The organism is Candidatus Hydrogenedentota bacterium (assembly GCA_016791475.1).
GTDB lineage: Bacteria > Hydrogenedentota > Hydrogenedentia > Hydrogenedentales > JAEUWI01 > JAEUWI01.
Window position 1 is genome coordinate 413 of the sequence record JAEUWI010000268.1, and the last position, 249, is coordinate 661.

The following is a 249-nucleotide window of genomic DNA, read 5'->3' on the forward strand; positions in this document are numbered from 1 at the left end:
ATCGGCCGCGGCATAACAGGCCGGCAAGGCCTCACTGCGATCAAGATAGCCGATGAACTGCACATGATCGCGCAGGCCCAGCGCCTTCACTTTTTCTTTCAGATCCGGCACGGCCGGCCCTTCGCCGGCGATCAGCAACAGGATATCCGGCCGCAGGCGGCGGGTGTATTCCAGTGCATGCAACAGGAAGCCGATGTTCTTTTCGTGCGCCACGCGGCCGACAAACAGCGCCACCGGCCGCGTCGACAA

At 62.7% G+C, this 249-nt stretch carries 1 pseudogene (running past one end of the window); it reads right to left on the reverse strand.

Features of this window, described 5'->3' with window-relative positions:
• A pseudogene (locus JNK74_29135) lies at window positions 1–249 on the reverse strand (glycosyltransferase) (it extends 346 nt beyond the left edge of the window).